Origin of the sequence: Enterobacter cloacae complex sp. 677-3DZ2D5B (genome assembly GCF_004136695.1) — a bacterium.
In the GTDB taxonomy this organism is placed as follows: domain Bacteria; phylum Pseudomonadota; class Gammaproteobacteria; order Enterobacterales; family Enterobacteriaceae; genus Enterobacter; species Enterobacter hormaechei_C.
This window is the reverse complement of the sequence record NZ_QFLS01000008.1, coordinates 51,980-76,333: the sequence shown is the minus strand read 5'-3', so window position 1 is coordinate 76,333 and position 24,354 is coordinate 51,980. Positions and strand designations below refer to the sequence as shown.

24 protein-coding genes are annotated in these 24,354 nt (G+C 57.9%); 18 read left to right on the top strand and 6 right to left on the bottom strand.

The annotated features are described in order from the left end of the window. Nucleotides 1–4: 4 nt before the first annotated feature. Entirely contained in the window at nucleotides 5–535 is a 531-nt protein-coding gene (gene ppa, locus DD597_RS12925; RefSeq protein ID WP_006810347.1) for an inorganic diphosphatase, read from the bottom strand. Between the two features lie 309 nt (nucleotides 536–844). Between ppa and ytfQ the strand changes: the two genes are divergently transcribed. The 5 genes from ytfQ (at nucleotide 845) to DD597_RS12900 (ending at nucleotide 7,122) form a co-directional block, all read left to right on the top strand. Further along, on the top strand, nucleotides 845–1,801 hold the full coding sequence (ytfQ, locus tag DD597_RS12920) for a galactofuranose ABC transporter substrate-binding protein YtfQ (protein ID WP_017383924.1): 957 nt from the start codon (nucleotides 845–847) through the stop codon (nucleotides 1,799–1,801). A 132-nt stretch (nucleotides 1,802–1,933) separates the two neighbouring features. Continuing rightward, nucleotides 1,934–3,436: a galactofuranose ABC transporter, ATP-binding protein YtfR gene (ytfR, locus tag DD597_RS12915; RefSeq protein ID WP_017383923.1), complete on the top strand. Its 1,503-nt coding sequence runs from the start codon at nucleotides 1,934–1,936 to the stop codon at nucleotides 3,434–3,436. A gap of 10 nt (nucleotides 3,437–3,446) precedes the next feature. Then, nucleotides 3,447–4,472 (top strand): galactofuranose ABC transporter, ATP-binding protein YtfT, encoded by a 1,026-nt coding sequence (gene ytfT / locus DD597_RS12910; protein WP_160863346.1) that lies wholly within the window; start codon nucleotides 3,447–3,449, stop codon nucleotides 4,470–4,472. Beyond that, entirely contained in the window at nucleotides 4,459–5,460 is a 1,002-nt protein-coding gene (gene yjfF, locus DD597_RS12905; protein WP_017383921.1) for a galactofuranose ABC transporter, permease protein YjfF, read from the top strand. Before ytfT ends, yjfF begins: the two co-directional genes overlap by 14 nt. Before the next feature lie 93 nt (nucleotides 5,461–5,553). Continuing rightward, a complete protein-coding gene (locus tag DD597_RS12900) occupies nucleotides 5,554–7,122 on the top strand; it encodes a methyl-accepting chemotaxis protein (protein ID WP_023315279.1) in 1,569 nt (522 codons plus the stop codon). A gap of 40 nt (nucleotides 7,123–7,162) precedes the next feature. On the opposite strand, the gene fbp is transcribed toward DD597_RS12900, so the two are convergent. Continuing rightward, nucleotides 7,163–8,161, bottom strand: a complete 999-nt coding sequence (fbp, locus tag DD597_RS12895) for a class 1 fructose-bisphosphatase (protein ID WP_060579847.1) — start codon at nucleotides 8,159–8,161, stop codon at nucleotides 7,163–7,165. Between the two features lie 179 nt (nucleotides 8,162–8,340). On the opposite strand from fbp, the gene mpl reads away from it, so the two are divergent. Then, nucleotides 8,341–9,714 carry a UDP-N-acetylmuramate:L-alanyl-gamma-D-glutamyl-meso-diaminopimelate ligase gene (gene mpl / locus DD597_RS12890; protein WP_023315280.1) on the top strand — a complete coding sequence of 458 codons (1,374 nt, stop codon included), beginning with the start codon at nucleotides 8,341–8,343 and terminating at the stop codon, nucleotides 9,712–9,714. Between the two features lie 86 nt (nucleotides 9,715–9,800). On the opposite strand, the gene yjgA is transcribed toward mpl, so the two are convergent. Beyond that, complete coding sequence (yjgA, locus tag DD597_RS12885; protein ID WP_003856072.1) at nucleotides 9,801–10,352, bottom strand: ribosome biogenesis factor YjgA; 552 nt, start codon at nucleotides 10,350–10,352, stop codon at nucleotides 9,801–9,803. 95 nt (nucleotides 10,353–10,447) lie between these two features. On the opposite strand from yjgA, the gene pmbA reads away from it, so the two are divergent. Together pmbA and cybC are read left to right on the top strand one after the other, a co-directional pair. Next, nucleotides 10,448–11,800 (top strand): metalloprotease PmbA, encoded by a 1,353-nt coding sequence (gene pmbA, locus DD597_RS12880; protein WP_015572506.1) that lies wholly within the window; start codon nucleotides 10,448–10,450, stop codon nucleotides 11,798–11,800. 42 nt (nucleotides 11,801–11,842) lie between these two features. Next, nucleotides 11,843–12,229, top strand: coding sequence for a cytochrome b562 (gene cybC / locus DD597_RS12875; protein ID WP_022650280.1), 387 nt, complete (start codon nucleotides 11,843–11,845; stop codon nucleotides 12,227–12,229). Nucleotides 12,230–12,299: 70 nt separating this feature from the next. On the opposite strand, the gene DD597_RS12870 is transcribed toward cybC, so the two are convergent. Next, nucleotides 12,300–12,455, bottom strand: coding sequence for a Hok/Gef family protein (locus DD597_RS12870; RefSeq protein ID WP_017383916.1), 156 nt, complete (start codon nucleotides 12,453–12,455; stop codon nucleotides 12,300–12,302). Between the two features lie 416 nt (nucleotides 12,456–12,871). Here DD597_RS12870 and DD597_RS12865 point away from each other — a divergent pair, with 416 nt between their 5' ends. The 10 genes from DD597_RS12865 to DD597_RS12820 all read left to right on the top strand — a co-directional run bounded on the left by DD597_RS12865 (nucleotide 12,872) and on the right by DD597_RS12820 (nucleotide 21,540). Then, complete coding sequence (locus DD597_RS12865) at nucleotides 12,872–13,210, top strand: PRD domain-containing protein (RefSeq protein WP_026080657.1); 339 nt, start codon at nucleotides 12,872–12,874, stop codon at nucleotides 13,208–13,210. Nucleotides 13,211–13,220: 10 nt separating this feature from the next. Further along, the gene (locus DD597_RS12860; protein WP_006810339.1) at nucleotides 13,221–13,583 is read left to right on the top strand and encodes an SFCGS family glycine-rich protein; all 363 of its coding nucleotides are present in this window, start codon (nucleotides 13,221–13,223) and stop codon (nucleotides 13,581–13,583) included. 2 nt (nucleotides 13,584–13,585) lie between these two features. Then, entirely contained in the window at nucleotides 13,586–13,885 is a 300-nt protein-coding gene (locus DD597_RS12855) for a DUF4312 family protein (RefSeq protein WP_006810338.1), read from the top strand. Between the two features lie 22 nt (nucleotides 13,886–13,907). Next, a complete protein-coding gene (locus tag DD597_RS12850; protein WP_023310182.1) occupies nucleotides 13,908–14,684 on the top strand; it encodes a DUF4311 domain-containing protein in 777 nt (258 codons plus the stop codon). A gap of 13 nt (nucleotides 14,685–14,697) precedes the next feature. After that, entirely contained in the window at nucleotides 14,698–15,339 is a 642-nt protein-coding gene (locus DD597_RS12845; RefSeq protein ID WP_003856081.1) for a DUF4310 family protein, read from the top strand. A 42-nt stretch (nucleotides 15,340–15,381) separates the two neighbouring features. Next, nucleotides 15,382–16,515, top strand: a complete 1,134-nt coding sequence (locus tag DD597_RS12840) for an amidohydrolase/deacetylase family metallohydrolase (RefSeq protein WP_129256270.1) — start codon at nucleotides 15,382–15,384, stop codon at nucleotides 16,513–16,515. Further along, nucleotides 16,499–17,617, top strand: coding sequence for a DgaE family pyridoxal phosphate-dependent ammonia lyase (locus DD597_RS12835; protein ID WP_045336786.1), 1,119 nt, complete (start codon nucleotides 16,499–16,501; stop codon nucleotides 17,615–17,617). Before DD597_RS12840 ends, DD597_RS12835 begins: the two co-directional genes overlap by 17 nt. After that, complete coding sequence (locus tag DD597_RS12830) at nucleotides 17,614–18,354, top strand: KDGP aldolase family protein (RefSeq protein ID WP_129256269.1); 741 nt, start codon at nucleotides 17,614–17,616, stop codon at nucleotides 18,352–18,354. The genes DD597_RS12835 and DD597_RS12830 overlap by 4 nt, the downstream gene beginning before the upstream one ends. 119 nt (nucleotides 18,355–18,473) lie before the next feature. Continuing rightward, on the top strand, nucleotides 18,474–19,610 hold the full coding sequence (locus DD597_RS12825; protein ID WP_023324063.1) for a lactonase family protein: 1,137 nt from the start codon (nucleotides 18,474–18,476) through the stop codon (nucleotides 19,608–19,610). A gap of 19 nt (nucleotides 19,611–19,629) precedes the next feature. Beyond that, entirely contained in the window at nucleotides 19,630–21,540 is a 1,911-nt protein-coding gene (locus DD597_RS12820) for a transcription antiterminator (protein ID WP_032608374.1), read from the top strand. 32 nt (nucleotides 21,541–21,572) lie between these two features. Here the strand turns inward: DD597_RS12820 and nrdG are convergent, their stop codons facing one another. Together nrdG and nrdD are read right to left on the bottom strand one after the other, a co-directional pair. Then, the gene (nrdG, locus tag DD597_RS12815) at nucleotides 21,573–22,037 is read right to left on the bottom strand and encodes an anaerobic ribonucleoside-triphosphate reductase-activating protein (RefSeq protein WP_003856093.1); all 465 of its coding nucleotides are present in this window, start codon (nucleotides 22,035–22,037) and stop codon (nucleotides 21,573–21,575) included. Between the two features lie 140 nt (nucleotides 22,038–22,177). Further along, on the bottom strand, nucleotides 22,178–24,316 hold the full coding sequence (gene nrdD, locus DD597_RS12810; RefSeq protein WP_023315287.1) for an anaerobic ribonucleoside-triphosphate reductase: 2,139 nt from the start codon (nucleotides 24,314–24,316) through the stop codon (nucleotides 22,178–22,180). Nucleotides 24,317–24,354 lie beyond the last annotated feature (38 nt).

Below are 24,354 nucleotides of genomic sequence, written 5' to 3'. Positions count from 1 at the left end.
AGAATTACTTCTTAGCAGCACGCTCGAAAGAGGCGATGATTTCTGCTTTCGCCGCTTCTGCGTTATCCCAGCCTTCAACTTTAACCCATTTGCCTTTTTCGAGATCTTTGTAGTGCTCGAAGAAGTGGGCGATCTGCGCTTTCAGCAGCTCTGGCAGGTCGTTCACATCTTTAATGTGATCGTACTCTTTGCTCAGCTTGGTGTGCGGTACGGCAACCAGTTTCGCATCTTCACCCGCTTCGTCAGTCATTTTCAGCACGCCAACAGGACGGCAGCGAATGACGGAGCCTGGCTGCAATGGGTACGGCGTCGGGACCAGTACGTCAACCGGGTCACCGTCCAGAGACAGAGTGTGGTTGATGTAGCCGTAGTTGCACGGATAGAACATGGCGGTAGACATGAAACGGTCAACGAACAGCGCACCGGTGTCTTTGTCGATTTCGTATTTGATTGGATCTGCGTTGGCCGGGATTTCGATCACAACGTAGATGTCTTCTGGCAGTTCTTTACCCGCAGGGACGTTGAGTAAGCTCATGTCGGTGTCCTTTAAAATGGATGGTAAACAAGTGGCAGGTATTATAGCCAACTGGCGCTGAAAGTCTCCGCCTGTTTTCGACTTCTCTCCCTCGCGCCTTCACTTTTCAGACCGTTTCCATGACAGGATAATCCATAAACTCAGCCGCATTTTAAATGTTGAAATGAAAGCGATTACAAACTTGTGATTAATGTTTTATTCACTTTTCTGAAGTGTGATGTAACGCAATCCGTAACATATTCCATTGGCTATAGTTCATCCGCGGAACATCTTTTAACCAACAATAACCTACCCTACGAGGACGTTCATATGTGGAAGCGCTTACTTCTTGTTACAGCAGTTTCGGCAGCCATGTCGTCTATGGCGATGGCCGCACCTTTAACCGTGGGATTTTCGCAGGTCGGATCTGAATCCGGCTGGCGCGCCGCTGAAACGAATGTGGCGAAAAGTGAGGCCGAAAAGCGCGGTATTACGCTGAAAATCGCCGATGGTCAGCAAAAGCAAGAGAACCAGATTAAAGCGGTGCGCTCGTTTATCGCTCAGGGCGTGGATGCCATCTTTATTGCCCCGGTTGTCGCCACGGGCTGGGAGCCGGTGCTGAAGGAAGCCAAAGATGCTGAAATTCCGGTCTTCCTGCTCGACCGTTCCATCGACGTAAAAGACAAATCTCTCTATATGACCACCGTCACCGCCGATAACGTGCTGGAAGGCAAACTGATTGGTGACTGGCTGGTGAAGCAGGTGGATGGCAAGCCGTGTAACGTGGTTGAGTTGCAGGGCACCGTCGGAGCGAGCGTGGCTATCGACCGTAAGAAAGGTTTCGCGGAGGCCATCGCCAAAGCACCAAACATCAAAATCATCCGTTCTCAGTCCGGCGACTTCACCCGCAGCAAGGGTAAAGAGGTCATGGAAAGCTTCATCAAGGCAGAAAATAACGGCAAAAATATTTGCATGGTTTACGCCCACAACGACGACATGGTGATCGGCGCCATCCAGGCCATCAAAGAAGCGGGCCTGAAGCCGGGCAAAGATATCCTCACCGGCTCGATCGACGGCGTACCGGACATCTACAAAGCAATGATTGACGGCGAAGCGAACGCCAGCGTGGAGCTGACGCCAAATATGGCGGGCCCGGCATTCGATGCGCTGGAGAAATTCAAGAAAGACGGCACCCAGCCTGAGAAGTTGACCATCACCAAATCCACGCTCTACCTGCCGGACACGGCGAAAGAAGAGTTAGAGAAGAAGAAAAATATGGGCTACTAAGCCCTCGCCCCCTCACCCTAGCCCTCTCCCCGGAGGGGAGAGGGAAAAGGGCGGGTTGGGCAGAAAATTAAAGATGGGCACGACATAGTCCCCTCTCCCCTCCGGGGAGAGGGTCAGGGTGAGGGGAAAACCATGACCACCGAACAACACCAGGAAATCCTTCGCACAGAGGGCCTGAGTAAATTTTTCCCTGGCGTTAAGGCGCTGGATAACGTTGATTTCAGCCTGCGGCGGGGGGAGATCATGGCGTTGCTCGGCGAAAACGGGGCGGGGAAGTCGACGCTGATTAAAACCCTGACCGGGGTCTATCACGCCGATCGCGGCGCTATCTGGCTGGAAGGTAACGCCATTTCGCCCAAAAACACCGCGCATGCGCAGCAACTGGGGATCGGCACGGTCTACCAGGAAGTGAACCTGCTGCCAAACATGTCGGTAGCGGACAACCTGTTTATTGGCCGCGAGCCCAGACGTTTTGGCCTGCTGCGCCGCAAAGAGATGGAAGCGCGCGCCGCGAAGCTGATGGAATCGTATGGCTTCTCTCTCGACGTGCGCGAACCGCTGAACCGTTTCTCCGTGGCGATGCAGCAGATCGTGGCGATCTGTCGCGCTATCGATCTCTCGGCGAAAGTGCTGATCCTCGATGAACCCACCGCCAGCCTCGATACCCAGGAAGTGGAGATGCTTTTTACCCTGATGCGCCAGCTGCGTAATCAGGGCGTTAGCCTGATTTTCGTGACGCATTTCCTCGATCAGGTTTACGAGGTGAGCGACCGTATTACGGTGCTGCGCAACGGCAGCTTTGTCGGCTGCCGGGAAACCCGCGAGCTGCCGCAGATAGAATTGGTCAAAATGATGCTGGGCCGCGAGCTGGAGACCAACGCGCTTCAGCGCGCGGGCCGTACGCTGCTGAGCGAAAAACCGATCGCCGCGTTTCACGATTACGGCAGAAAAGGGACCATCGCGCCGTTTAACCTCGAGGTACGCCCCGGTGAAATTGTGGGACTGGCGGGTCTGTTAGGCTCCGGGCGCACCGAAACCGCCGAAGTCATCTTCGGGATCAAACCTGCCGACAGCGGAACGGCGCTGATCAAAGGCAAACCACAAACGCTACGTTCACCGCATCAGGCGTCGTGCCTCGGCGTGGGCTTCTGCCCGGAGGACAGGAAAACGGACGGTATTATTGCCGCCGCCTCGGTGCGGGAAAACATCATTCTGGCGCTACAGGCCCAGCGCGGCTGGCTGCGTCCGATCCCTAAGCGCGAGCAGAACGCGATTGCCGAGCGCTTCATCCGCCAGCTCGGTATACGTACCCCGAGCGCGGAACAGCCCATCGAGTTCCTCTCGGGCGGTAATCAGCAGAAGGTGTTGCTCTCGCGCTGGCTGCTCACCAAGCCGCAATTCCTGATCCTCGACGAGCCCACGCGCGGTATCGACGTGGGCGCGCACGCCGAAATCATCCGGCTTATCGAAACGCTCTGCGCCGACGGTCTGGCGCTGCTGGTGATCTCGTCTGAGCTGGAGGAGCTGGTCGGCTATGCCGATCGCGTCATCATCATGCGCGATCGCAGGCAGGTGGCAGAGATCCCGCTGGATAAACTGTCGGTTCCGGCGATCATGAATGCCATCGCGGCGTAAGGAGTCAAATGTGATGTCCCGTTCTCTTTCGCAAACTGGCGAAGCGAAGCGCCGCTTCAGCTGGCCGACCGGCACGCCGCAAATCGTGGCGCTGCTGCTGGTGCTGCTAGTGGATAGCCTGGTGGCTCCGCATTTTTTCCAGATCGTCGTGCAGGATGGCCGGCTGTTTGGTAGCCCGATCGACATCTTAAATCGTGCCGCGCCCGTGGCGCTGCTGGCGATTGGTATGACGCTGGTCATTGCCACTGGCGGGATCGACCTCTCCGTCGGTGCGGTAATGGCGATTGCGGGCGCCACCGCCGCCTCGATGACCGTCGCCGGGCACAGCCTGCCGGTGGTTCTGCTGGCCGCGCTGGGCTCCGGCGTGCTAGCCGGGCTATGGAACGGCATTCTGGTCGCGGTGCTCAAGATCCAGCCGTTTGTCGCGACGTTGATTTTGATGGTGGCCGGGCGCGGTGTGGCGCAGCTTATCACCTCCGGTCAAATCGTCACCTTTAACTCCCCGAGCCTGGCGTGGATCGGCAGCGGTAATTTTCTGTTCTTCCCGACGCCGGTGATCGTCGCGTTGGTGACGCTGGTGGTGTTCTGGCTTTTCACCCGCAAAACGGCGCTCGGGATGTTCATCGAAGCGGTGGGGATTAACATTCGGGCCGCGAAAAACGCCGGGGTAAATACGCGGCTGATGGTGATGCTGACTTACGTGCTGAGTGGCGTCTGTGCTGCGATTGCCGGGGTGATCGTGGCCGCCGATATTCGCGGAGCGGATGCCAATAACGCCGGACTCTGGCTCGAGCTGGATGCGATCCTTGCGGTGGTTATCGGCGGTGGATCGCTGATGGGCGGACGTTTTAATCTGCTGCTCTCGGTGGTGGGGGCGTTGATTATTCAGGGTATGAATACCGGTATTTTGCTCTCCGGGTTCCAGCCGGAGCTGAATCAGGTCGTCAAAGCGGTCGTGGTGCTTATCGTGCTTATCGTGCAGTCGCCGCGCTTTATCACTCTCATTAAGGGGAACCGCGGTCATGATAAAACGTAATTTGCCGTTAATGATCACGCTGGGCGTGTTCGTGCTGGGGTACCTCTATTGCCTGACCCAGTTCCCGGGCTTCGCCTCCACGCGGGTGATTTGCAACATCCTGACCGACAATGCCTTTTTAGGCATTATCGCCGTCGGCATGACGTTTGTGATCCTCTCCGGCGGGATCGATCTCTCCGTTGGGTCGGTGATCGCCTTTACCGGCGTGTTCCTTGCCAAGGCGATTGGCTTTTGGGGCATTTCGCCGCTGCTGGCTTTTCCGCTGGTGCTGGTCATGGGCTGCGCGTTCGGCGCCTTTATGGGGCTTTTGATCGATGCGCTGAAAATCCCGGCCTTTATTATCACCCTCGCCGGGATGTTCTTCCTGCGCGGCGTGAGCTATCTGGTGTCGGAGGAGTCAATTCCGATAAACCACCCGATCTACGACACGCTCTCCAGCCTGGCGTGGAAAATCCCCGGCGGGGGGCGCCTGAGCGCAATGGGGCTGCTGATGCTGGGCGTGGTGGTGATCGGGATCTTCCTCGCCCACCGTACCCGGTTTGGTAACCAGGTTTATGCCATTGGCGGCAGCGCCACGTCCGCGAACCTGATGGGAATTTCCACGCGCAGCACGACTATCCGCATCTACATGCTTTCGACCGGGCTGGCCACGCTCGCGGGGATTGTATTCTCGGTTTATACCCAGGCAGGCTATGCCCTGGCGGGGGTGGGCGTTGAGCTGGACGCCATTGCCTCGGTGGTGATTGGCGGTACGCTGCTCAGCGGCGGGGTGGGGACGGTGCTCGGCACGCTGTTTGGCGTGGCGATCCAGGGGTTGATTCAGACATATATCAACTTCGACGGCACGCTCAGCTCCTGGTGGACCAAAATTGCCATCGGCATTCTGTTGTTTATTTTCATCGCGCTCCAGCGCGGCCTGACGGTGCTGTGGGAGAACCGCCAGAGCTCGCCTGTTACCCGGGTGAATACATCTTTAACAGAGCGATAACATGCTGAAATTGCTTAAAGTCTAAACATTTTCCGGTAGCGGCCGATACTCTTTTTTTATGCCCAGAAATATCTCGCTACCGGAAATAACATCATGCTTAAAACGCTATCGATTCGTACCGGCTTGCTCTCTTTACTGGCCGTTATGACCCTTCTGCTGCTGATTGTCAGCGGCATCGGCATTTATGCCCTTACACAAAGTTCCGCTTCTCTCCAGCGCATCAATCATCTTCAGGGTGAACAGATGGTGCAGCTGAATGCCGGCTATACGCTGATCCTGCGCGCGCGTAACGAAGCGGGGCAGGCCGTCCGCATGATGGAGGTCGGCCTGCTGGACGATGCGGCCAGGGCGGTCAAAACCATTAACCAGGAAGTGGCGCTGGCACAGAAAACGCTGAAGGACGTGATCGGCAGCGGCGTGGCGGATGAGCAGGGGCAAAAGCTGCTGGATAACGTCGCCGCGAGCCTGGCGGTGTACAACCAGCAGGGTATCAGCCCGATGCTGAAAGCCCTGAACGAGCAAAGCGCGGACAGCTATTACGATCTGCTGGAAAACAAGCTGGTCCCGGTGGCGAAGCAGTTTGATAACGATATGCAGGCGTTCCAGGCATGGAGCGAGGCGCGCGGCAAAGCGGAGGTGAGCGCCGTGCAGGCGAGTAAAACCCGCGTGCTGATCCTGATTATCGTCGCGGCGCTGCTGACGGCTGGCATTATCGTGCTGGCCTGGCTGGTTCTGCGCCATATGCTGCTCGAGCCGCTTTCAGCCTCGATTGCCCAGCTGGAACATGTGGCGGCCGGGGATTTAACCCATACCCTGAACGCGCCGGCGAGCCAGGAATTTAATCGCCTTAACGCGGCGATCGAAGGGATGCGCCAGTCGCTGATGGACTCCGTTCTGCGGGTGCGTGACGCCAGCTCGCAGATTGATACCGGCAGCCGCGAGCTGACGGCCGGGAATATGAACCTGGCTCAGCGCACGGAATCCACCGCCACCTCGCTGGAGCAGACGGCCGCCAGCATGGAAGAGATCACCGCCACGGTGAAACTTAACGCCGATAACGCCGAGCAGGCGCACCAACTGGCGAAGTCGGTCTCCGATACCGCCGATCACGGCAGCGAAATGGTCTGCTATGTCATTGAGAAGATGCGCGACATCTCCGGCAGCTCGGCACGCATCGCCGATATCCTGAGCGTCATCGACGGCATTGCCTTCCAGACCAATATTCTGGCGCTGAATGCCTCCGTTGAAGCGGCGCGTGCGGGTGAGCAGGGGCGAGGTTTTGCGGTCGTGGCGGGTGAGGTGCGTAATCTCGCCAGCCGCAGTGCTGATGCGGCGAAAGAGATCCGCTCGCTTATCAGTGATTCGCAAACCCACGTGAACGAGGGCAGCGAGCTGGCGCAGCAGGCCGGTGAGACGATGGACGAGATCGCCACCGAAGTACTGCGTATGACCAAACTGATGCGTGAAATTGCGACGGCCTCTCAGGAGCAAAGCCGCGGTATTGAGCAGGTGAATATCGCCGTCAATCAGATGGATGAAACGGCGCAGCAAAATGCGGCGCTGGTCCAGCAATCATCTGCGGCAACACGTTCCCTGGAGGAGCAGTCTCGCGAGCTGATGGAAGCGATGGCCTCCTTCAAATTGACCACGCAAACGGCATGACGAAAAAAAGGGGAGCCTGACGGGCTCCCCTTTTCGTGCGTTACGCGTCCGGGTATTCGCGGATCATGCGTTCAACGTCATCCACCATATGGCGGTTGCCGACGAAGAACGAACGGCGCTGGTGCAGGCTTTCTGGCACGATATCCAGAATACGCTCTTTACCGTCGCTCGCCTTGCCGCCTGCCTGTTCGGCCAGGAATGCCATTGGGTTGCACTCGTACAGCAGACGCAGTTTTCCGTCCGGGTGGCTGGCGGTGCTTGGGTAGAGGTAAATACCGCCCTTCAGCAGGTTACGGTGGAAATCCGCCACCAGCGAGCCGATATAGCGTGAGGTGTACGGGCGCTGGGTGGCTTTATCCTCTTCCTGGCAGAATTTGATGTACTTCTTCACGCCGTTCGGGAATTTGATGTAGTTGCCTTCGTTGATGGAGTAGGTGTTGCCCTTCTCCGGGAAGCGCATACGCTCCTGGCACAGGCAGAACACGCCCAGGGACGGATCGTAGGTAAAGGCGTGTACGCCGCAGCCGGTGGTGTACACCAGCATGGTGGACGAGCCATACACCACATAACCGGCAGCAACCTGTTTACTGCCCGGTTGCAGGAAGTCTTCTTCCGTCACCGGCGTGCCAACCGGCGTGACGCGACGGTAGATGGAGAAAATGGTACCGACAGAAACGTTAACGTCGATGTTGGAGGAGCCGTCCAGCGGATCCATCAGAACAACGTATTTCGCGTGTTCACACCCTTCGAATACGACGATCTCATCTTCTTCTTCAGAGGCGATACCCGCAACGATGTCGCGCGCGCGCAGTGCTGCTTTCAGTTTTTCATTGGCGAACAGGTCGAGTTTCTGCTGAACCTCACCCTGAACGTTCTCGGCACCGCTGGCACCCAGGATATCGACCAGACCGGCCTTGTTGATATCGCGGTGGATGATCTTAGCGCCCAGCTTTATTGCCGACAGCAAAGCAGTGAGCTCACCCGTAGCATGAGAGAACTCGTGCTGCTTCTCGACAATAAATTCACCTAACGTTTTCATAACACTTTCCCTGCATCTTATGTTGAGTAAAGCGGTTGATGTCCAACAATCTTAACAAACATTCAAATATTAGCGCAGAGGTGAATCGCGCCAGCAAAATACGGATTTACCTGAAATGCGTTTCACAGCCGCTGACATGTGAGTAAAATGTGCGCCACATTGAAGAAGGATAGTGACGTATGCGCATTCATATATTGGGGATTTGTGGCACTTTCATGGGCGGACTGGCAATGCTGGCGCGCTCGCTGGGCCATGAAGTGACAGGTTCGGACGCCAATGTGTATCCGCCGATGAGCACGCTGCTCGAGAAGCAGGGAATTTCTCTGATTCAGGGATACGACGCCAGCCAGCTGGAGCCGCAGCCGGATCTGGTGATCGTGGGTAACGCCATGACCCGTGGGAATCCATGCGTTGAAGCGGTGCTGGAACGCAATATCCCGTACATGTCTGGCCCGCAGTGGCTGCATGATTTTGTCCTGCGCGACCGCTGGGTTGTCGCCGTTGCCGGGACGCACGGCAAAACCACCACCGCCGGTATGGCGACCTGGATCCTCGAAGCCTGCGGCTACAAGCCGGGCTTCGTGATCGGCGGCGTACCGGGGAATTTCGACGTCTCCGCGCGTCTGGGCGACAGCCCGTTCTTTGTGATTGAAGCGGATGAATACGACTGCGCGTTCTTCGACAAGCGCTCCAAGTTCGTGCATTACTGCCCACGCACGCTGATCCTCAACAACCTTGAGTTCGATCACGCGGATATCTTTGACGACCTGAAAGCGATTCAGAAACAGTTCCACCATCTGGTGCGCATTGTTCCGGGTCAGGGCCGCATTATCCTGCCGGAGAACGACATCAACCTGAAGCAGACCCTGGCAATGGGGTGCTGGAGCGAGCAGGAGCTGGTGGGCGAGCAGGGGCACTGGCAGGCGAAAAAGCTCAACGCGGATGCCTCCGAATGGGAAGTGCTGCTCGACGGTGAGAAAGTGGGCGAGGTGAAGTGGGGCCTGGTGGGCGAGCACAACATGCACAACGGCCTGATGGCGATCGCCGCGGCGCGTCACGTTGGCGTACTGCCTGCGGATGCCGCCAATGCGCTGGGCACGTTTATCAACGCCCGTCGCCGTCTGGAGCTACGTGGCGAAGCCCACGGTGTGACGGTGTATGACGATTTCGCGCACCACCCAACGGCCATTCTGGCGACGCTTGCCGCATTGCGTGGCAAAGTTGGCGGCACCGCGCGCATTCTGGCCGTACTGGAACCGCGTTCGAACACCATGAAAATGGGCATCTGCAAAGACGATCTCGCGCCGTCCTTAGGGCGTGCCGACGAAGTCTTCCTGCTGCAACCGCAGCATATTCCGTGGCAGGTGGCCGAAGTGGCCGACGCCTGCATTCAGCCAGCGCACTGGAGTGCGGACGTGGATGTCTTAGCGGATATGGTGGTGAAAGCCGCACAGCCTGGCGATCACATTCTGGTGATGAGCAACGGCGGGTTTGGCGGGATCCATCAGAAGCTGCTGGACGGTCTGGCGAAGAAAGCCGCGGCCGCAGAGTAAAAAAAGACCCGGTGGCGCTAGCGCTTACCGGGCCTACATTATCTCTTCTCCCTCTCCCCTTTGGAGAGAGGGCTGGGGTGAGGGGTTTACTCTTCGTTCTCAGACAGCTCGCGCAGATACTGGAAAATCAGACGCGCTGACTTCGGCGGCTTATTCCCTTCTTTCTCTTTCTTCGCGTTACGGATCAAAGAACGCAGCTGCTGGCGGTCGGCATTCGGCCACAGGTTCAGCACTTCAGGTACCGCGTCATCACCTTGCTCGATCAAACGATCGCGAATCTGCTCCAGCTTATGGAACAGCGCAACCTGCTGGTTGTGGCGGTTCTTCAGTTTATCCAGCGCCTGACGGATCGGCTCCACGTCGCGCTGACGCAGCAGTTTCCCGATAAGCTGAAGCTGGCGGCGACGCCCTTCTTTCTTGATTTTCTGTGCCAGTTCAATGGCATCACGCAGATCCTGGTCGAGCGGGATCTTATCCAGCGCGTTTTTACCCAGTTCTACCATTTCTGCGCCAAGCTGTTTTAACTCTTCGGCGTCACGTTTAATTTCACTTTTACTGACCCAGATGATCTCATCATCTTCGTCTTCGATGTCATCACCGGGAACGTCGTCGAGCCAGTCTTCGGGCTGCTTAGTCATGTCAGGCTCCTTAAAAAAAGAGGCTAATGTTACCAGTTAAGACGCGCACTGAAAAACGGTTCTCTGTTAGACTTCACTTAACTCTCTCTTACAGTATGGCATTTGCGATGAAAGTAACCTCACAAGTTGAAGCGCAGCGTAAGATTCTGGAAGAAGCCGTCTCCACCGCGCTGACGCTCGCTTCAGGTAAATCAGATGGCGCCGAAGTGGCGGTCAGCAAAACCACCGGCATTAGCGTGAGCACCCGCTATGGCGAAGTGGAGAATGTAGAATTTAATAGCGATGGCGCGCTGGGGATCACCGTGTATCACCAGAATCGCAAAGGCAGCGCGTCGTCTACCGATCTCAGCCCGGATGCCATCGCCCGTACGGTGCAGGCGGCGCTGGATATCGCGCGTTACACCTCCCCGGATCCTTACGCTGGCGTGGCCGATAAAGAGCTGCTGGCGTTTGACGCGCCGGATCTCGATCTGTTCCATCCCGCGGAAGTGACGCCGGACGAAGCCATTGAGCTGGCCGCGCGAGCCGAGCAGGCTTCTTTGCAGGCTGACAAACGCATCACCAATACCGAAGGCGGCAGCTTTAACAGCCACTACGGCATCAAAGTGTTTGGTAACTCCCATGGCATGTTGCAAGGGTACTGCTCAACCCGCCACTCGCTTTCCAGTTGCGTCATCGCCGAAGAAAACGGCGACATGGAGCGCGACTACGCGTATACCATTGGCCGCGCGCTGGGGGATTTGCAGTCTCCGGAGTGGGTGGGTAAAGCGTGCGCCGAACGCACGCTGTCTCGCCTGTCGCCGCGTAAACTCTCCACCATGAAAGCCCCGGTGATTTTTGCCAACGAAGTGGCGACCGGCCTGTTTGGCCATCTGGTGGGCGCTATCGCGGGCGGTTCGGTGTACCGTAAATCGACCTTCCTGCTCGACTCGCTGGGCAAGCAGATCCTGCCGGAATGGCTGACCATCGAAGAGCACCCACACCTGCTGAAAGGGCTGGCCTCCACGCCGTTCGACAGCGAAGGCGTACGCACGGAACGCCGGGATATCGTGAAAGACGGCATTCTGACCCAGTGGCTGCTGACCAACTACTCTGCGCGTAAGCTGGGGCTGAAAAGCACCGGGCACGCGGGTGGCATCCACAACTGGCGCATTGCCGGACAGGGCCTGAATTTTGAACAGATGCTGAAAGAGATGGGCACCGGCCTGGTGGTCACCGAGTTGATGGGGCAGGGCGTGAGCGGTATCACCGGCGATTACTCTCGCGGTGCAGCGGGCTTCTGGGTCGAAAACGGTGAAATTCAGTATCCGGTGAGCGAAATCACCATCGCCGGCAACCTCAAGGACATGTGGCGCAATATTGTTACGGTCGGTAACGATATTGAAACACGCAGCAATATTCAGTGTGGTTCTGTATTACTGCCTGAGATGAAAATCGCCGGGCAATAATCCCCGTAAAAGCGTGATTAATAATAAAAAAGGAAGTGAGCAATGCGTAAACACCTGTTAGCGATCGTCGCGGCTTCAACGCTGGTTCTTGGCTCATCTGCGTTTGCTGCCGATCTCGAAGACAACATGGACATCCTCAGTCAAAATCTGAAGGTGGTGCAGAAAACCGACAATGCGGCGGAAATGAAAGACGCACTGACGAAGATGCGTGAAGCTGCGCTGGATGCGCAAAAAGCGACGCCGCCGAAGCTGGAAAGCAAAGCGGCAGACAGCGCCGAGATGAAAGACTACCGCCACGGCTTTGACGTGCTGGTCGGCCAGATCGACGGCGCGCTGAAGCTGGCGAACGAAGGCAAAGTGAAGGAAGCCCAGGCGGCAGCCGATCAGTTTGCGGCGACCCGCAACGCGTATCACAAAAAGTATCGTTAATTGGGTGCCTGAGCTGTACGTCCTCTCTCCGTATGCGGAGGCGCATGATGCGCCCCCGCATCGTTGCTCCCTACTTGCCGGAGCGACAATCCATCCGCGCTGTCACTTCAAGCGAGCCATTACGAAAACGGATCTCGCACAGTGTTTTCCTCGTCACCAGCGTTAAGATGATTATTGTCAAAGAAATAATCATCAAAACCCCGATACTTGGGTTTCTGCGTTTCATGGATGCCTCCTTGCTTTAAAGCGGGCGAGGTAGCGAACTCCACGGTGTGACGTGTCGTTTCGAGCCCCCGCCCTGATTTTTTATCAGGCGGGGCTTTCCACTTTCCGTCCCATGCCTGAGACGGTCAGTCTCAAGCACCCGCCGCCACTCTAGCGAATCTCCATAAGAAAACCTTATCCACGTCACATTTCTACGAGCCTGCTCGTAATCTTTTCCACTCCGCTTTTCAGTCTAATACCGCGTAATAGCGTGATATTCATCACGTAAATCCAGCGATTTATACAGATTCACCGCATTTATGTGGCACAGATCACTGCCGCTGCTCGCCTTTCCACTTCGAAGTGGAAAACAACTCGCTACAAACAATTCCCCCCCAACGTTAGTTTTATTCCAGAGCCATTAACGGGGTAAGACGAGTGATTAACGGAGCGGTAATGAACGACGTTGGGGAACAGGCGGTGCAAACAGAACAGCTCGCGAACACCATGCTTCAGCAGGTCTACGCCCTGCTGGCCCGGCACAACATCATCCCCAACGCGGTACAGGAGCAGATGCTGACCTCCCACGTTCGCGCAATGGCGCACCGGTCCGTGACCGGCGAGCCGCTGCCGGAGGTTGAAGCAGAGCTGTTCGACGAAATTTCACCAGATTCAATGCAACTTGCCCGTGAAGTGGTAGCGCAGTTCGGCAACCTTCCTGATGAAGAGGCCTGGCTGCTCTCCGTTCACTTCGAAGTCGCGAAAGACAACCTTTAAGGAGCAACACATGGAACAGATTACAGTCGTGATTGGCGATCGCCTGGGTAAAGGTCAGAAAGTGGCTGCGGGTGTGGAAAAAGCCGGCGGACGCGCGGTTGTCGTACCGGGCATGGCAGCGGATATGAAGCTCGGTGACGTGATGAAAGCGGAAAACGCCACCTTCGGCATCTCCTTCTGCGGCAGCGGCGGCGCGGGCGCCATCACCGCTCAGACCAAATATGGCTACAAGGCCAAATACGGAATGCGCTCCGTGGATGAGGGTGTGACCGCCATCAACGAAGGCTGCAACGTGCTGGGCTTTGGCTTTATGGATAAAGAAGAGCTGGGCGAGCGTCTGGTACAGGCGTGGCAGAAGAAATACGGCGCGTAAGCATGAAAGAACAGTTCACAACCACGGTGAGAGTGAAGGGGAAGGGCGACGCCAAAGCGCGCGCCTTTGCCGACGCGCTCAACCACGTTCAGGCCGCGGTGATGAAAGCCTCACCGCATATCTTACTGCGTATTGAGCCACAGGATGTGCAGGTCGTTCAGGCGCAAGAAGCGGTGCGAAAAGAAGCGTTTCTGTTCTTCTTTCTGCGCCGGGAAAGACGCACCTACAGCGTGGAGCTGGATGTGACCGTCAACGTGACAGCCATCAATCTCGACCAGGTGGATTTCGTCACGCAACGCTGATTATTCATAAAAGGGCAGACTGATGTTCTTAATTATATTAATAAAATCGCTCATCATCGGCGGCCTGGTAGGCGTCGGTGTCGGGGCCGGGGCTGCACGCATGTTTCATGCGCCTACCACTCAGGGTATGGGCGCGTTTCGTACGTTGGGGGAACTGAACTCCTGCGAAGGGGATCCGGCGTCCCACTTCTCCTTTGGGTTAGGTTTCTTCTTTAACGCCTGGGCCTCTTCCGTGGCCGCAGGTGCCTTCACACAGGACGTTGACCACCGCATCATCCCGAACTGGGGTGCTGCTGCACTGATGATCAAAAACCGTAACGTCGGTGAAACGCTGCATGACCCGCGCAAAATGGCGATTGCCTGCGGCGTGATTGGCATGCTCGTCGTCACCTTCCTGAACCTGACCGCCTCCTCCGTTCCGGCTGCGCTTCAGGTCACCGCCGTGAAGGTGCTTGTACCGGCGGCTAACCTGCTGGTCAACACCGTCATGCCGGTGATCTTCTGGCTGGCGGCCATCGACGCGGGTAAAAAATCGGGCTTCTGGGCCACCATCTTTGGCGGCGCGGCGCAGCTGATTATGGGCAACGCCGTACCGGGTCTGGTACTGGGTATTCTGATCGGTAAAGGCGTGGAGGAGAGCGGCTGGAACCACGTCACCAAAGTGATGATGGCGGCGATCGTTCTGCTCTTCGTGCTGAGCGGCTTCTTCCGCGGCTTCGACATGAAGATGATCGAATCCTTCCATCTGACCGTGCCGAACTGGCTCGACATGATCCACAACTCGCTCAGCGGTAAATAACAGGAGCCTCTAAATGGAACAGAATAAAGGTTTTTGGTATGCCGACTGGTCGTTCCCGATCTTCGTTGGCCTGCTCTCCTCCGGCGTCTTTGCCGGGACGCACATGTACTACCTCTACGGCATCGGCGCGTTTAACGAAGTGGCCTTCGTGGCGATGCTGAAAGCGGGCATTGATACCGGCGTTTACGGCGCAGTGGCGGCATTTGGCGCGAGCTTCCTGTTCGCCCGAATTATCGAAGGGTCGCTGGTAGGTATTCTTGATATCGGCGGGGCGATCCAGACCGGCGTAGGCCTCGGCGTACCGGCGCTGCTGCTGGGCGCGGGGATCATGTTCCCGGTGACCAACTTCATTGCCTCGCTGATTACCGGCCTGGTGATTGGTCTGGCGATTGGCTACGTCATCATCCTGGCGCGTAAGTTCACCATCAACCAGAGCAACTCCACCTACGGCGCAGACGTGATGATGGGCGCGGGTAACGCCTCCGGCCGCTTCCTCGGGCCGTTGATTATCCTCAGCGCCATGACCGCCTCCATTCCAATCGGCGTCGGTTCCCTGGTAGGCGCGTTGCTGTTCTACATCTGGCAGAAGCCGATAACCGGTGGCGCCATCCTCGGCGCAATGATTTTGGGCTGGCTGTTCCCGGTCGCCCTTTAATACCCGCGGGCGCTCCGGCGCCCGCCCTATCAGGAGAACCCCATGTTTGATCTACTCCTGCGCCGTGCGCGCCTCGCCGACGATACCCTGACCGATATCGCCATTCAGGACGGGAAGATCGCCGCGACAGGCGACATTAACGCTCCCGCCCGCAAAACGGTTGAGCTTAACGGTGATGTGTTCGTCAGCGCGGGCTGGATTGACTCCCACGTCCACTGCTACCCGAACTCCCCGATTTACCACGACGAGCCGGACAGCGTGGGCATTGCCACTGGCGTCACCACCGTGGTGGACGCGGGCAGCACCGGGGCCGACGACGTGGACGATTTCTACGCCATCACCCGCAAAGCCTCCACCGAGGTGTTTGCCCTGCTGAACATCTCCCGCGTGGGGCTGATCGCCCAGAACGAGCTGGCCAATATGGCCAATATTGACGCCGACGCGGTGAAAGAGGCGGTGAAACGGCATCCTGATTTTATCGTCGGCCTGAAGGCGCGCATGAGCAGCAGCGTGGTCGGTGAAAACGGCATCACCCCGCTGGCGCGCGCGAAAGCGATCCAGAAAGAGAACGGCGACCTGCCGCTGATGGTGCACATTGGCAACAACCCGCCGAACCTCGACGAAATCGCCGAGCTGCTGAGCTCCGGCGACATCATGACCCACTGCTACAACGGCAAGCCAAACCGCATCCTGACGCCCTCCGGCGAGCTGCGTGCCTCCATTACCTCCGCCCTGAAGCGCGGCGTGCGTCTGGACGTTGGCCACGGTACGGCGAGCTTCAGCTTTGAAGTGGCGAAGCGCGCTATTGCGATGGGCATTCTGCCGCACACCATCAGCTCGGATATTTACTGCCGCAACCGCATCAACGGTCCGGTCGGCTCGCTGGCAAGCGTGATGTCGAAATTCCTCGCCATCGGCATGTCATTGCCGCAGGTGATTGACTGCGTCACCGCCAACGCCGCCGACGGCCTGCGCCTGACGCGCAAGGGTCGCATTCAGCCTGGCCTCGACGCCGATCTGACGCTGTTTACCCTCAAGCGCCAGCCGACGGTGCTGACGGATGCCGAAAACGACAGCCTACAGGCTGAACACATTCTGGTGCCGCTTGCCGCGATCCGCGCGGGCAAGGGCTACATGACCGAACAAGGGAGCACGGAACATGCCTTCGATTTATGAGAAGTACAACTTAAAGCAGGTTATCAACACCTCTGGCCGCATGACGGCGCTGGGTGTCTCCACGCCGCGCCCGGAAGTGGTGCAGGCGGCGATGGACGGCATGAATCACTATTTCGAGATGAAGGATCTGGTCAATAAAACCGGGGAATACATCGCGAAGCTGCTGGAGGTGGAAGGGGCGACGGTGGTCTCCTGCGCGTCGGCGGGCATTGCCCAGTCCGTGGCGGCTGTGCTGGTGAAAGACAGCGACTGGCTGCTGGAAAACCTGCACGTCACACCGATTGAAAATAACGAGATCGTCCTGCCGAAAGGCCACAACGTGAATTTTGGCGCGCCGGTGGGCACCATGGTGGCGCTTGGCGGCGGCAAGCTGGTGGAAGCGGGCTACGCCAACGAATGTTCCGCCGATCAGCTGGCGGCGGCGATCACCCCGCGCACGGCGGCTATCCTCTACATTAAATCGCACCACTGCGTGCAGAAAAGCATGCTCAGCGTCGAGCAGGCGGCGGTTGTCGCGCGTAAACACGACTTGCCGCTGATCGTTGATGCCGCGGCGGAAGAAGATCTGCATACCTATTACCGATCCGGCGCCGATCTGGTGATCTACAGCGGCGCGAAGGCGATCGAAGGCCCAACCAGCGGCCTGGTGATTGGCAAAACCCAGTACGTTGAGTGGGTGAAGCGCCAGACGGCGGGCATTGGCCGCGCGATGAAGGTGGGCAAAGAGGGCATTCTTGGCCTGACCTGCGCCATCGAACACTACCTGACGGCCACCAAGGAGAGCGGCGCCGAGATGGTGGCGAAAATGACGCCGTTTATCGAGGCGCTCAACACCCTTAACGGTGTGACTGCGCGCGTGGTCTGGGACAGCGCCGGACGCGACATCGCCCGCACCGAAATTAAGTTCGACGAAGCCACCACCGGCGTCGGCACGGGTGACCTGGTGGCGAAGCTGAAGCAGGGCGAATACGCCATTTACTTCCGTGGCTATAAAGCCAACGAAGGGATTATCGAAGCGGACGTGCGCAGCGTAAACGCTGACCAGCTGAACATTGTGTACCGCCGCATTAGTGAAGTATTAGGACAGGAGAAAAACGCATGAAACTGACCCCCAACTTTTACCGTGACCGCGTCTGCCTGAACGTGCTGGCAGGCTCAAAGGCCAACGCCAGCGCCATCTATGAGGCGGCGGAAGGCCACGTGCTGGTGGGCGTGCTCTCCAAAAATTACCCGGACGTGGCGAGCGCGGTCGCGGATATGCGTGAGTACGCGAAGCTGATTGATAACGCGCTCTCCGTTGGCCTGGGCGCGGGCGATCCGAACCAGTCGGCGATGGTGAGTGAAATATCCCGCCAGGTGCAGCCGCAGCACGTTAACCAGGTCTTTACCGGCGTGGCCACCAGCCGCGCGCTGCTGGGGCAAAATGACTCCGTGGTCAACGGTCTGGTCTCTCCGACCGGTACCGTCGGGATGGTGAAAATCTCCACCGGCCCGCTAAGCAGTAACGCGCCGGAAGGCATTGTGCCGGTTGAAACCGCCATCGCCCTGCTGAAAGATTTCGGCGGGAGCTCCATCAAGTACTTTCCGATGGGCGGCCTGAAATGCCGTGACGAATACCAGGCGGTGGCGGAAGCCTGCGCCCGTCACGACTTCTGGCTGGAGCCGACCGGGGGAATCGATCTGGAGAACTTCGAGGCGATCTTGCAGATCGCCCTCGACGCGGGCGTGAGCAAAATCATCCCGCATATCTACAGCTCGATTATCGATAAAGCCAGCGGTGATACGCGCCCAGAAGATGTGCGCACGCTGCTGGAGATAACGAAGAAGCTGGTGAAGTAAAACCTGCCCCTCACCCCAGCCCTCTCCCCAAAGGGGAGAGGGTGTAATCGTCCCCTCTCCCCTTTGGGGAGAGGGTTAGGGTGAGGGGAAACAAACCGCACACACCCGAAGGAGCCACCATGCACACCCGTACCCTGCTTGTTGCTTCACTCTCTTTACTTGCTACCTCTGCTATTGCTCAAAACCAGTACGCCTGGGTGGGCACCTACAACCCCAACGGCGAAGGGCTGTACCGCTTTACCGTCGACCCGCAAACCGGTGCGCTGAACGATAAAACGCTGGTGAGCAAGCTGCCGAACGCCGCGCAGTTAACCGTCTCACACGACGGCAAAACGCTCTATCTGGCAAGCGAAGTGGAGCAGGGCGTGGTGCAGGCGCTGCGCATCGGCGATAACGGCACGCTGAGCGAGCTGAATCAGGTGGCCTCCGGCGGCGCGGGGCCGGTATATCTTTCCCTGACGCCGAACGGTAAACATCTGCTGGTGGCAAACTACATCAGCGGAACTGTCGCGGTGCTGCCCGTTAACGCAGACGGCAGCCTGAGCGATGCTACGGACACCCATCAGGACAAAGGCGAACCGGGCGCGGCGAAGCCGGAAGCTGCCGTCGAGGGCAGTTTCGCCATCAGCGATCATAACGGCCCGCATGCGCACATGATCGCCGCCGATCCGAGCGGGAAATACGTTTTTTCCACCGATCTGGGGCTGGATCGCATCTATCAGTACCGTTTTGACGATCAAACCGGGAAGCTGACTCCGAACGATCCGCCGTTTATCAGCGCCTCCTCAAAAGGGGCCGGGCCGCGCCACTTCGTCTTTACGCCGAAAGGTGATGCCCTGTGGCTGATTAACGAAGAGGCGTCTACGCTCACCCATTATGCGCTGGACAGTAATGGCAGGCTGAAAGAGGGTAAAACGGTTTCAGCCCTGCCGGACGGTTATAAAGGCACCAGTTTTGCTGCCGGGCTGGCGCTAAGTGCCGACGGGAAACAGCTGTATGTCGCTAACCGTTTGCATAACAGCATCGGGCACTTTACCGTAACGGCAGAGGGTACGCTGACGCATCAGGATGATGTCTGGACGCGCGGCGACTATCCGCGCACCCTGACGCTCGATAAGCAGGGTCGCTGGCTGTACGTCATGAACCAGCGCAGCGACAACATTACCCGTTTCCGCGTGGCGCCGGACGGCAAGCTGAGCGCCGAGCCAGACTATACCCCGGTCGGCAGCCCATCCCAGATGGTCATTTCACCTTAAGCCGTAAGAGGACAACGACGTGCGATTTCCGAACCAACGTTTAGCGCAACTTTTCGATCTGTTGCAAAACGAGACGCTGCCGCAGGACGAGCTGGCGCAGCGGCTGTCGGTTTCCACGCGAACCGTCCGGGCGGATATCACCGCCCTGAACGCGCTGCTGGCTAGCCACGGCGCGCAGTTCATTTTGAGCCGGGGCAACGGCTATCAGCTCAAAATTAATGATGTGGCGCGCTATCAGCAATTGCAGGCGTCCCACCCGCGCGCGCTGCGTATTCCGCGAACCGGACCTGAGCGCGTGCACTATCTGGTGGTGCGTTTTCTGACGTCAGCCTTTTCCATCAAGCTGGAGGATCTGGCCGATGAGTGGTTCGTCAGCCGGGCCACGTTGCAGAGCGACATGGTGGAAGTGCGCGAGTGGTTTCACCGTTACAACCTGACGCTGGAAACCCGCCCTCGCCACGGCATGAAGCTGTTTGGCAGCGAGATGGCGATCCGCGCCTGCCTGACCGACCTCCTGTGGGAGCTGGCGCAGCAGGACAGCCTGAACCCGCTGGTGACCGACGTGGCGCTGAACGCGGGCGTGGCGGAAAAGATGGTGCCGGTGCTGCACGATGCGCTGACGCGCCATCACATTCGCCTGACCGACGAAGGCGAGCTGTTCCTGCGCCTGTACTGCGCGGTGTCGGTGCGGCGCATCAGCGAAGGGTATCCGCTGCCGGAATTCCACGCGGAAGACGTGGAAGAGAACGTGCATGAGGCGGCGAAAGATATCGCGGTGGCTATCCAGGAGCTGGCGGGCAAAGCGCTGTCGCCGTCAGAAGAGAGCTGGCTGTGCGTGCACATTGCGGCGCGGCAGATCCAGGAGATCGCCCCGAGCGCCATTAATGCTGACGACGACGAAGCCCTGGTCAACTACATTCTGCGCTACATCAACACCCACTATAACTACAACCTGTTGAGCGACGAGCAACTGCATGCAGATCTGCTCACGCACATAAAAACCATGATTACCCGCGTGCGGTATCAAATCATGATCCCCAATCCGTTGCTGGATAACATCAAGCAGCACTACCCGATGGCGTGGGATATGACCCTCGCGGCGGTGTCGAGCTGGGGAAAATACACCCCGTATGTGATCAGCGAAAACGAAATTGGTTTTCTGGTGCTGCATATCGGCGTCGGGCTGGAGCGCCACTACAACATCGGCTACCAGCGCCAGCCGCGGGTGCTGCTGGTATGCGACGCAGGTAACGCGATGGTGCGCATGATCGAGGCGGTACTTCAGCGTAAATACCCGCAGATTGAGGTGACGCGCACGCTCACCCTTCGCGAGTACGAGCTTGCCGATGCCATTGGCGAAGACTTTGTGATCTCCACCGCCCGCGTGAGCGAAAAATCCAAACCGGTGGTGATGATCGCCCCGTTCCCGACCGATTATCAGTTAGAGCAGATCGGCAAGCTGGTGCTGGTGGACCGCACCCGGCCGTGGATGCTGGAAAAATACTTCGACGCGGCCCATTTCCGCATTATCGACAAGCCTGTCGACCAGCAAACGCTGTTCCGCGAGCTGTGTGAACAGCTTGAAGCAGAGGGCTTTGTCGGTGCGGAGTTTCTGGATTCGGTTATCGAGCGTGAAGCCATCGTCAGCACCATGCTCGGCGACGGCATTGCGCTGCCGCACTCCCTCGGCCTGCTGGCGCAAAAAACGGTGGTCTACACCGTGCTGGCGCCGCAGGGCATTCAGTGGGGAGATGAAACCGCCCATGTCATCTTCCTGCTCGCCATCAGCAAAAGCGAGTACGAAGAGGCAATGGCGATTTACGACATCTTTGTCACTTTCCTGCGTGAACGCGCGATGGCGCGCCTGTGCCAGTGCGAGAATTTTGCGGCGTTTAAGGCTGTGGCGATGGAGAGTTTGAGTCGGTTTTGACGTTCAGGCGGACAGAGGATATCCGCCTTCATTCAACGCAGATGATGCACAACCTGGTTGCTGCTGCCGCGCCAGATAAGCATAGGATCTTTTAGATCCTGCATGAACTTGCCGTCGACCAGGACGTTAATTAGATCCACCACTTCCATCTGCTGCGCATTCAGTTCATCCAGCTTATAGCCCGTCCAGACCCAGATGTCTTTTCCCGCGCACTCGTGGTGGATGCGTTTTACCAGCTTCAGGATCTCCGGCACGTTTTGCGGATGGAGCGGGTCGCCGCCGGAGAGCGAGATCCCCTGGCGTTTGATGCGCGTGTCGTTCAGGTCGTTGATGATGCGGTCTTCCATCTCAGCGGTAAACGGCATACCCGAGTTCAGGCGCCAGGTGCTTTTGTTGTAGCAGCCGGGGCACTCGTGAACGCAGCCTGATACAAACAGGGTACAGCGGGTGCCGGGGCCGTTGACGATGTCGACGGGGTAGTACTGGTGATAATTCATAGCGTTAACCTGATGCCCTCACCCCGGCCCTCTCCCACAGGGAGAGGGAGAAAACCGGTGGCCGGAATAACAATGTGCTCGATCGGTTCCCTCTCCCTTGAGGGAGAGGGGTAGGGTGGGGGGGACACCCTGCGCAGAACTTACCCGATCTGCCCATTCCCCAGATGTTTCACCCTGCGCTTCACCTCTTCCTGCTTACCGGCGTTAAACGGACGGGCATCCGGGCTGCCGAGGTAGCCGCACACGCGGCGGGTCACGGAGACGCGGGCTGCATCGTGGTTACCGCATTTCGGACAGGTGAAGCCTTTGCTGGTGCACTCGAACTCACCGGTAAAGCCGCACTCGTAGCACTCGTCAATTGGCGTGTTGGTTCCGTAGTACGGCACGTGCTGATAGCTGTAATCCCACACGTCTTCCAGCGCCTTCAGGTTGTGCTGAATGTTCGGGTACTCGCCATAGCAGATAAAACCGCCGTTCGCGATGGGCGGATAAGCCGCTTCGAAGTCGATCTTGTCGTACGGGTTCACCTTCTTCTCCACATCGAGGTGGAAGCTGTTGGTGTAGTAACCTTTGTCGGTCACGCCTTCCACGATGCCGAATTCGGCGGTGTCCAGGCGGCAGAAGCGATCGCAGAGGTTTTCACTCGGCGTGCTGTACAGGCTGAAACCGTAACCAGTTTCCTCTTTCCACTGGTCTACCGCATCGCGCAGGCGCTGCACAATCGCGATACCCTTCTCACGCAGGGCGTCGTTGTCATAGATATGCTTGTCGCCAAACAGCGCGTTAATCGTTTCGTGAATGCCGATATAGCCAAGAGAGATCGACGCGCGACCGTTTTTGAAGATCTCCGACACATCATCGTCCGCTTTCAGGCGCACGCCGCAGGCCCCTTCCATATAGAGAATTGGCGCGACGCGGGCTTTCACCCCTTCAAGACGGGCGATGCGGGTCATCAGCGCCTTACGTGCCAGCTGTAAACGTTCATCCAGCAGCGTCCAGAAGGCCGCTTCATTCCCTTTGGCTTCCAGCGCGATGCGCGGCAGGTTCAGGCTGATGACGCCCAGGTTGTTGCGCCCGTCGTGGATCTGCTCGCCGTTCTCATCCTCGTACACGCCGAGGAAGCTGCGGCAGCCCATTGGCGTTTTAAACGAACCCGTGACTTTTACCACCTGGTCGTAGTTGAGGATATCCGGGTACATACGCTTGCTCGCGCACTCCAGCGCCAGCTGTTTGATGTCGTAGTTCGGATCGCCAAACTTGTGGTTCAGGCCGTCGCGAATGGCGAACACCAGTTTCGGGAACACCGCCGTTTTACGGTTTTTACCGAGGCCGGAGATACGGTTGCGCAGAATAGACTGCTGGATCAGGCGTGATTCCCAGCTGGTGCCGAGGCCAAACCCGAAGGTCACAAACGGCGTCTGGCCGTTGGCGGTGTGCAGCGTGTTTACCTCATATTCCAGCGACTGGAAGGCGTCGTAGCACTCTTTCTCGGTGCGGGAACGGGCGTAACCGTCAGCATTCGGGATCTGCCACTCTTCCGCCGTTTTACGGTGTTTGTTGAAGCTCTCGGTCACGAACGGGGCCAGCACTTCATCAATGCGGTTAATGGTGGTGCCGCCATAGATGTGGCTCGCCACCTGGGCGATGATCTGCGCCGTGACCGCCGTCGCGGTGGAGATGGATTTCGGCGGCTCAATCTCGGCGTTACCCATTTTAAAACCGTGGGTCAGCATGCCTTTCAGGTCGATCAGCATGCAGTTAAACATCGGGAAGAACGGCGAGTAGTCGAGATCGTGATAGTGGATCTCACCGCGCTCGTGCGCCGAGACTACATCGCGCGGCAGCAGATGCTGACGGGCATAGTGCTTGGCGACGATACCGGCCAGCAGGTCGCGCTGGGTCGGGATCACTTTGCTGTCTTTATTGGCATTTTCATTGAGCAGCGACGAGTTGGTTTGCTCTACCAGGCCGCGGATCTCCTGGTTAAGGCGACCCCGTTTCTCACGCTGGACGTCACGGTCGTGACGATACTCAATGTAGGCGCGCGCCAGCTGCTTGTACGGACCAGACATCAGCTGGTTTTCAACCGCGGTCTGGATCTCGCTGATATCCACCTGGCTGCGTTCATGCATCTGGCTGCTAACGACTTCTGCGACGGTGGCGCAGTAATCTGCGTCATCGACTCCCGCTGCTTTAGCTGCACGCAGAATGGCTTCTTTGATGCGCTCTGATTTAAACGGCACTTTACAGCCATCACGTTTCATCACATGCGGTGTCATGATCACTCCATTTTAAAAACAGGTTATCCACAGAGGTG

Excerpts from the sequence above, each read along its gene's own strand:
- ppa (WP_006810347.1), bottom strand. The coding sequence starts at position 535 with ATGAGCTTACTCAACGTCCCTGCGGGTAAAGAACTGCCAGAAGACATC.
- ytfQ (WP_017383924.1), top strand. The coding sequence starts at position 845 with ATGTGGAAGCGCTTACTTCTTGTTACAGCAGTTTCGGCAGCCATGTCG.
- ytfR (WP_017383923.1), top strand. The coding sequence starts at position 1,934 with ATGACCACCGAACAACACCAGGAAATCCTTCGCACAGAGGGCCTGAGT.
- yjfF (WP_017383921.1), top strand. The coding sequence starts at position 4,459 with ATGATAAAACGTAATTTGCCGTTAATGATCACGCTGGGCGTGTTCGTG.
- DD597_RS12900 (WP_023315279.1), top strand. The coding sequence starts at position 5,554 with ATGCTTAAAACGCTATCGATTCGTACCGGCTTGCTCTCTTTACTGGCC.
- fbp (WP_060579847.1), bottom strand. The coding sequence starts at position 8,161 with ATGAAAACGTTAGGTGAATTTATTGTCGAGAAGCAGCACGAGTTCTCT.
- mpl (WP_023315280.1), top strand. The coding sequence starts at position 8,341 with ATGCGCATTCATATATTGGGGATTTGTGGCACTTTCATGGGCGGACTG.
- yjgA (WP_003856072.1), bottom strand. The coding sequence starts at position 10,352 with ATGACTAAGCAGCCCGAAGACTGGCTCGACGACGTTCCCGGTGATGAC.
- pmbA (WP_015572506.1), top strand. The coding sequence starts at position 10,448 with ATGGCATTTGCGATGAAAGTAACCTCACAAGTTGAAGCGCAGCGTAAG.
- cybC (WP_022650280.1), top strand. The coding sequence starts at position 11,843 with ATGCGTAAACACCTGTTAGCGATCGTCGCGGCTTCAACGCTGGTTCTT.
- DD597_RS12870 (WP_017383916.1), bottom strand. The coding sequence starts at position 12,455 with ATGAAACGCAGAAACCCAAGTATCGGGGTTTTGATGATTATTTCTTTG.
- DD597_RS12860 (WP_006810339.1), top strand. The coding sequence starts at position 13,221 with ATGGAACAGATTACAGTCGTGATTGGCGATCGCCTGGGTAAAGGTCAG.
- DD597_RS12855 (WP_006810338.1), top strand. The coding sequence starts at position 13,586 with ATGAAAGAACAGTTCACAACCACGGTGAGAGTGAAGGGGAAGGGCGAC.
- DD597_RS12850 (WP_023310182.1), top strand. The coding sequence starts at position 13,908 with ATGTTCTTAATTATATTAATAAAATCGCTCATCATCGGCGGCCTGGTA.
- DD597_RS12845 (WP_003856081.1), top strand. The coding sequence starts at position 14,698 with ATGGAACAGAATAAAGGTTTTTGGTATGCCGACTGGTCGTTCCCGATC.
- DD597_RS12840 (WP_129256270.1), top strand. The coding sequence starts at position 15,382 with ATGTTTGATCTACTCCTGCGCCGTGCGCGCCTCGCCGACGATACCCTG.
- DD597_RS12835 (WP_045336786.1), top strand. The coding sequence starts at position 16,499 with ATGCCTTCGATTTATGAGAAGTACAACTTAAAGCAGGTTATCAACACC.
- DD597_RS12830 (WP_129256269.1), top strand. The coding sequence starts at position 17,614 with ATGAAACTGACCCCCAACTTTTACCGTGACCGCGTCTGCCTGAACGTG.
- DD597_RS12825 (WP_023324063.1), top strand. The coding sequence starts at position 18,474 with ATGCACACCCGTACCCTGCTTGTTGCTTCACTCTCTTTACTTGCTACC.
- nrdG (WP_003856093.1), bottom strand. The coding sequence starts at position 22,037 with ATGAATTATCACCAGTACTACCCCGTCGACATCGTCAACGGCCCCGGC.
- nrdD (WP_023315287.1), bottom strand. The coding sequence starts at position 24,316 with ATGACACCGCATGTGATGAAACGTGATGGCTGTAAAGTGCCGTTTAAA.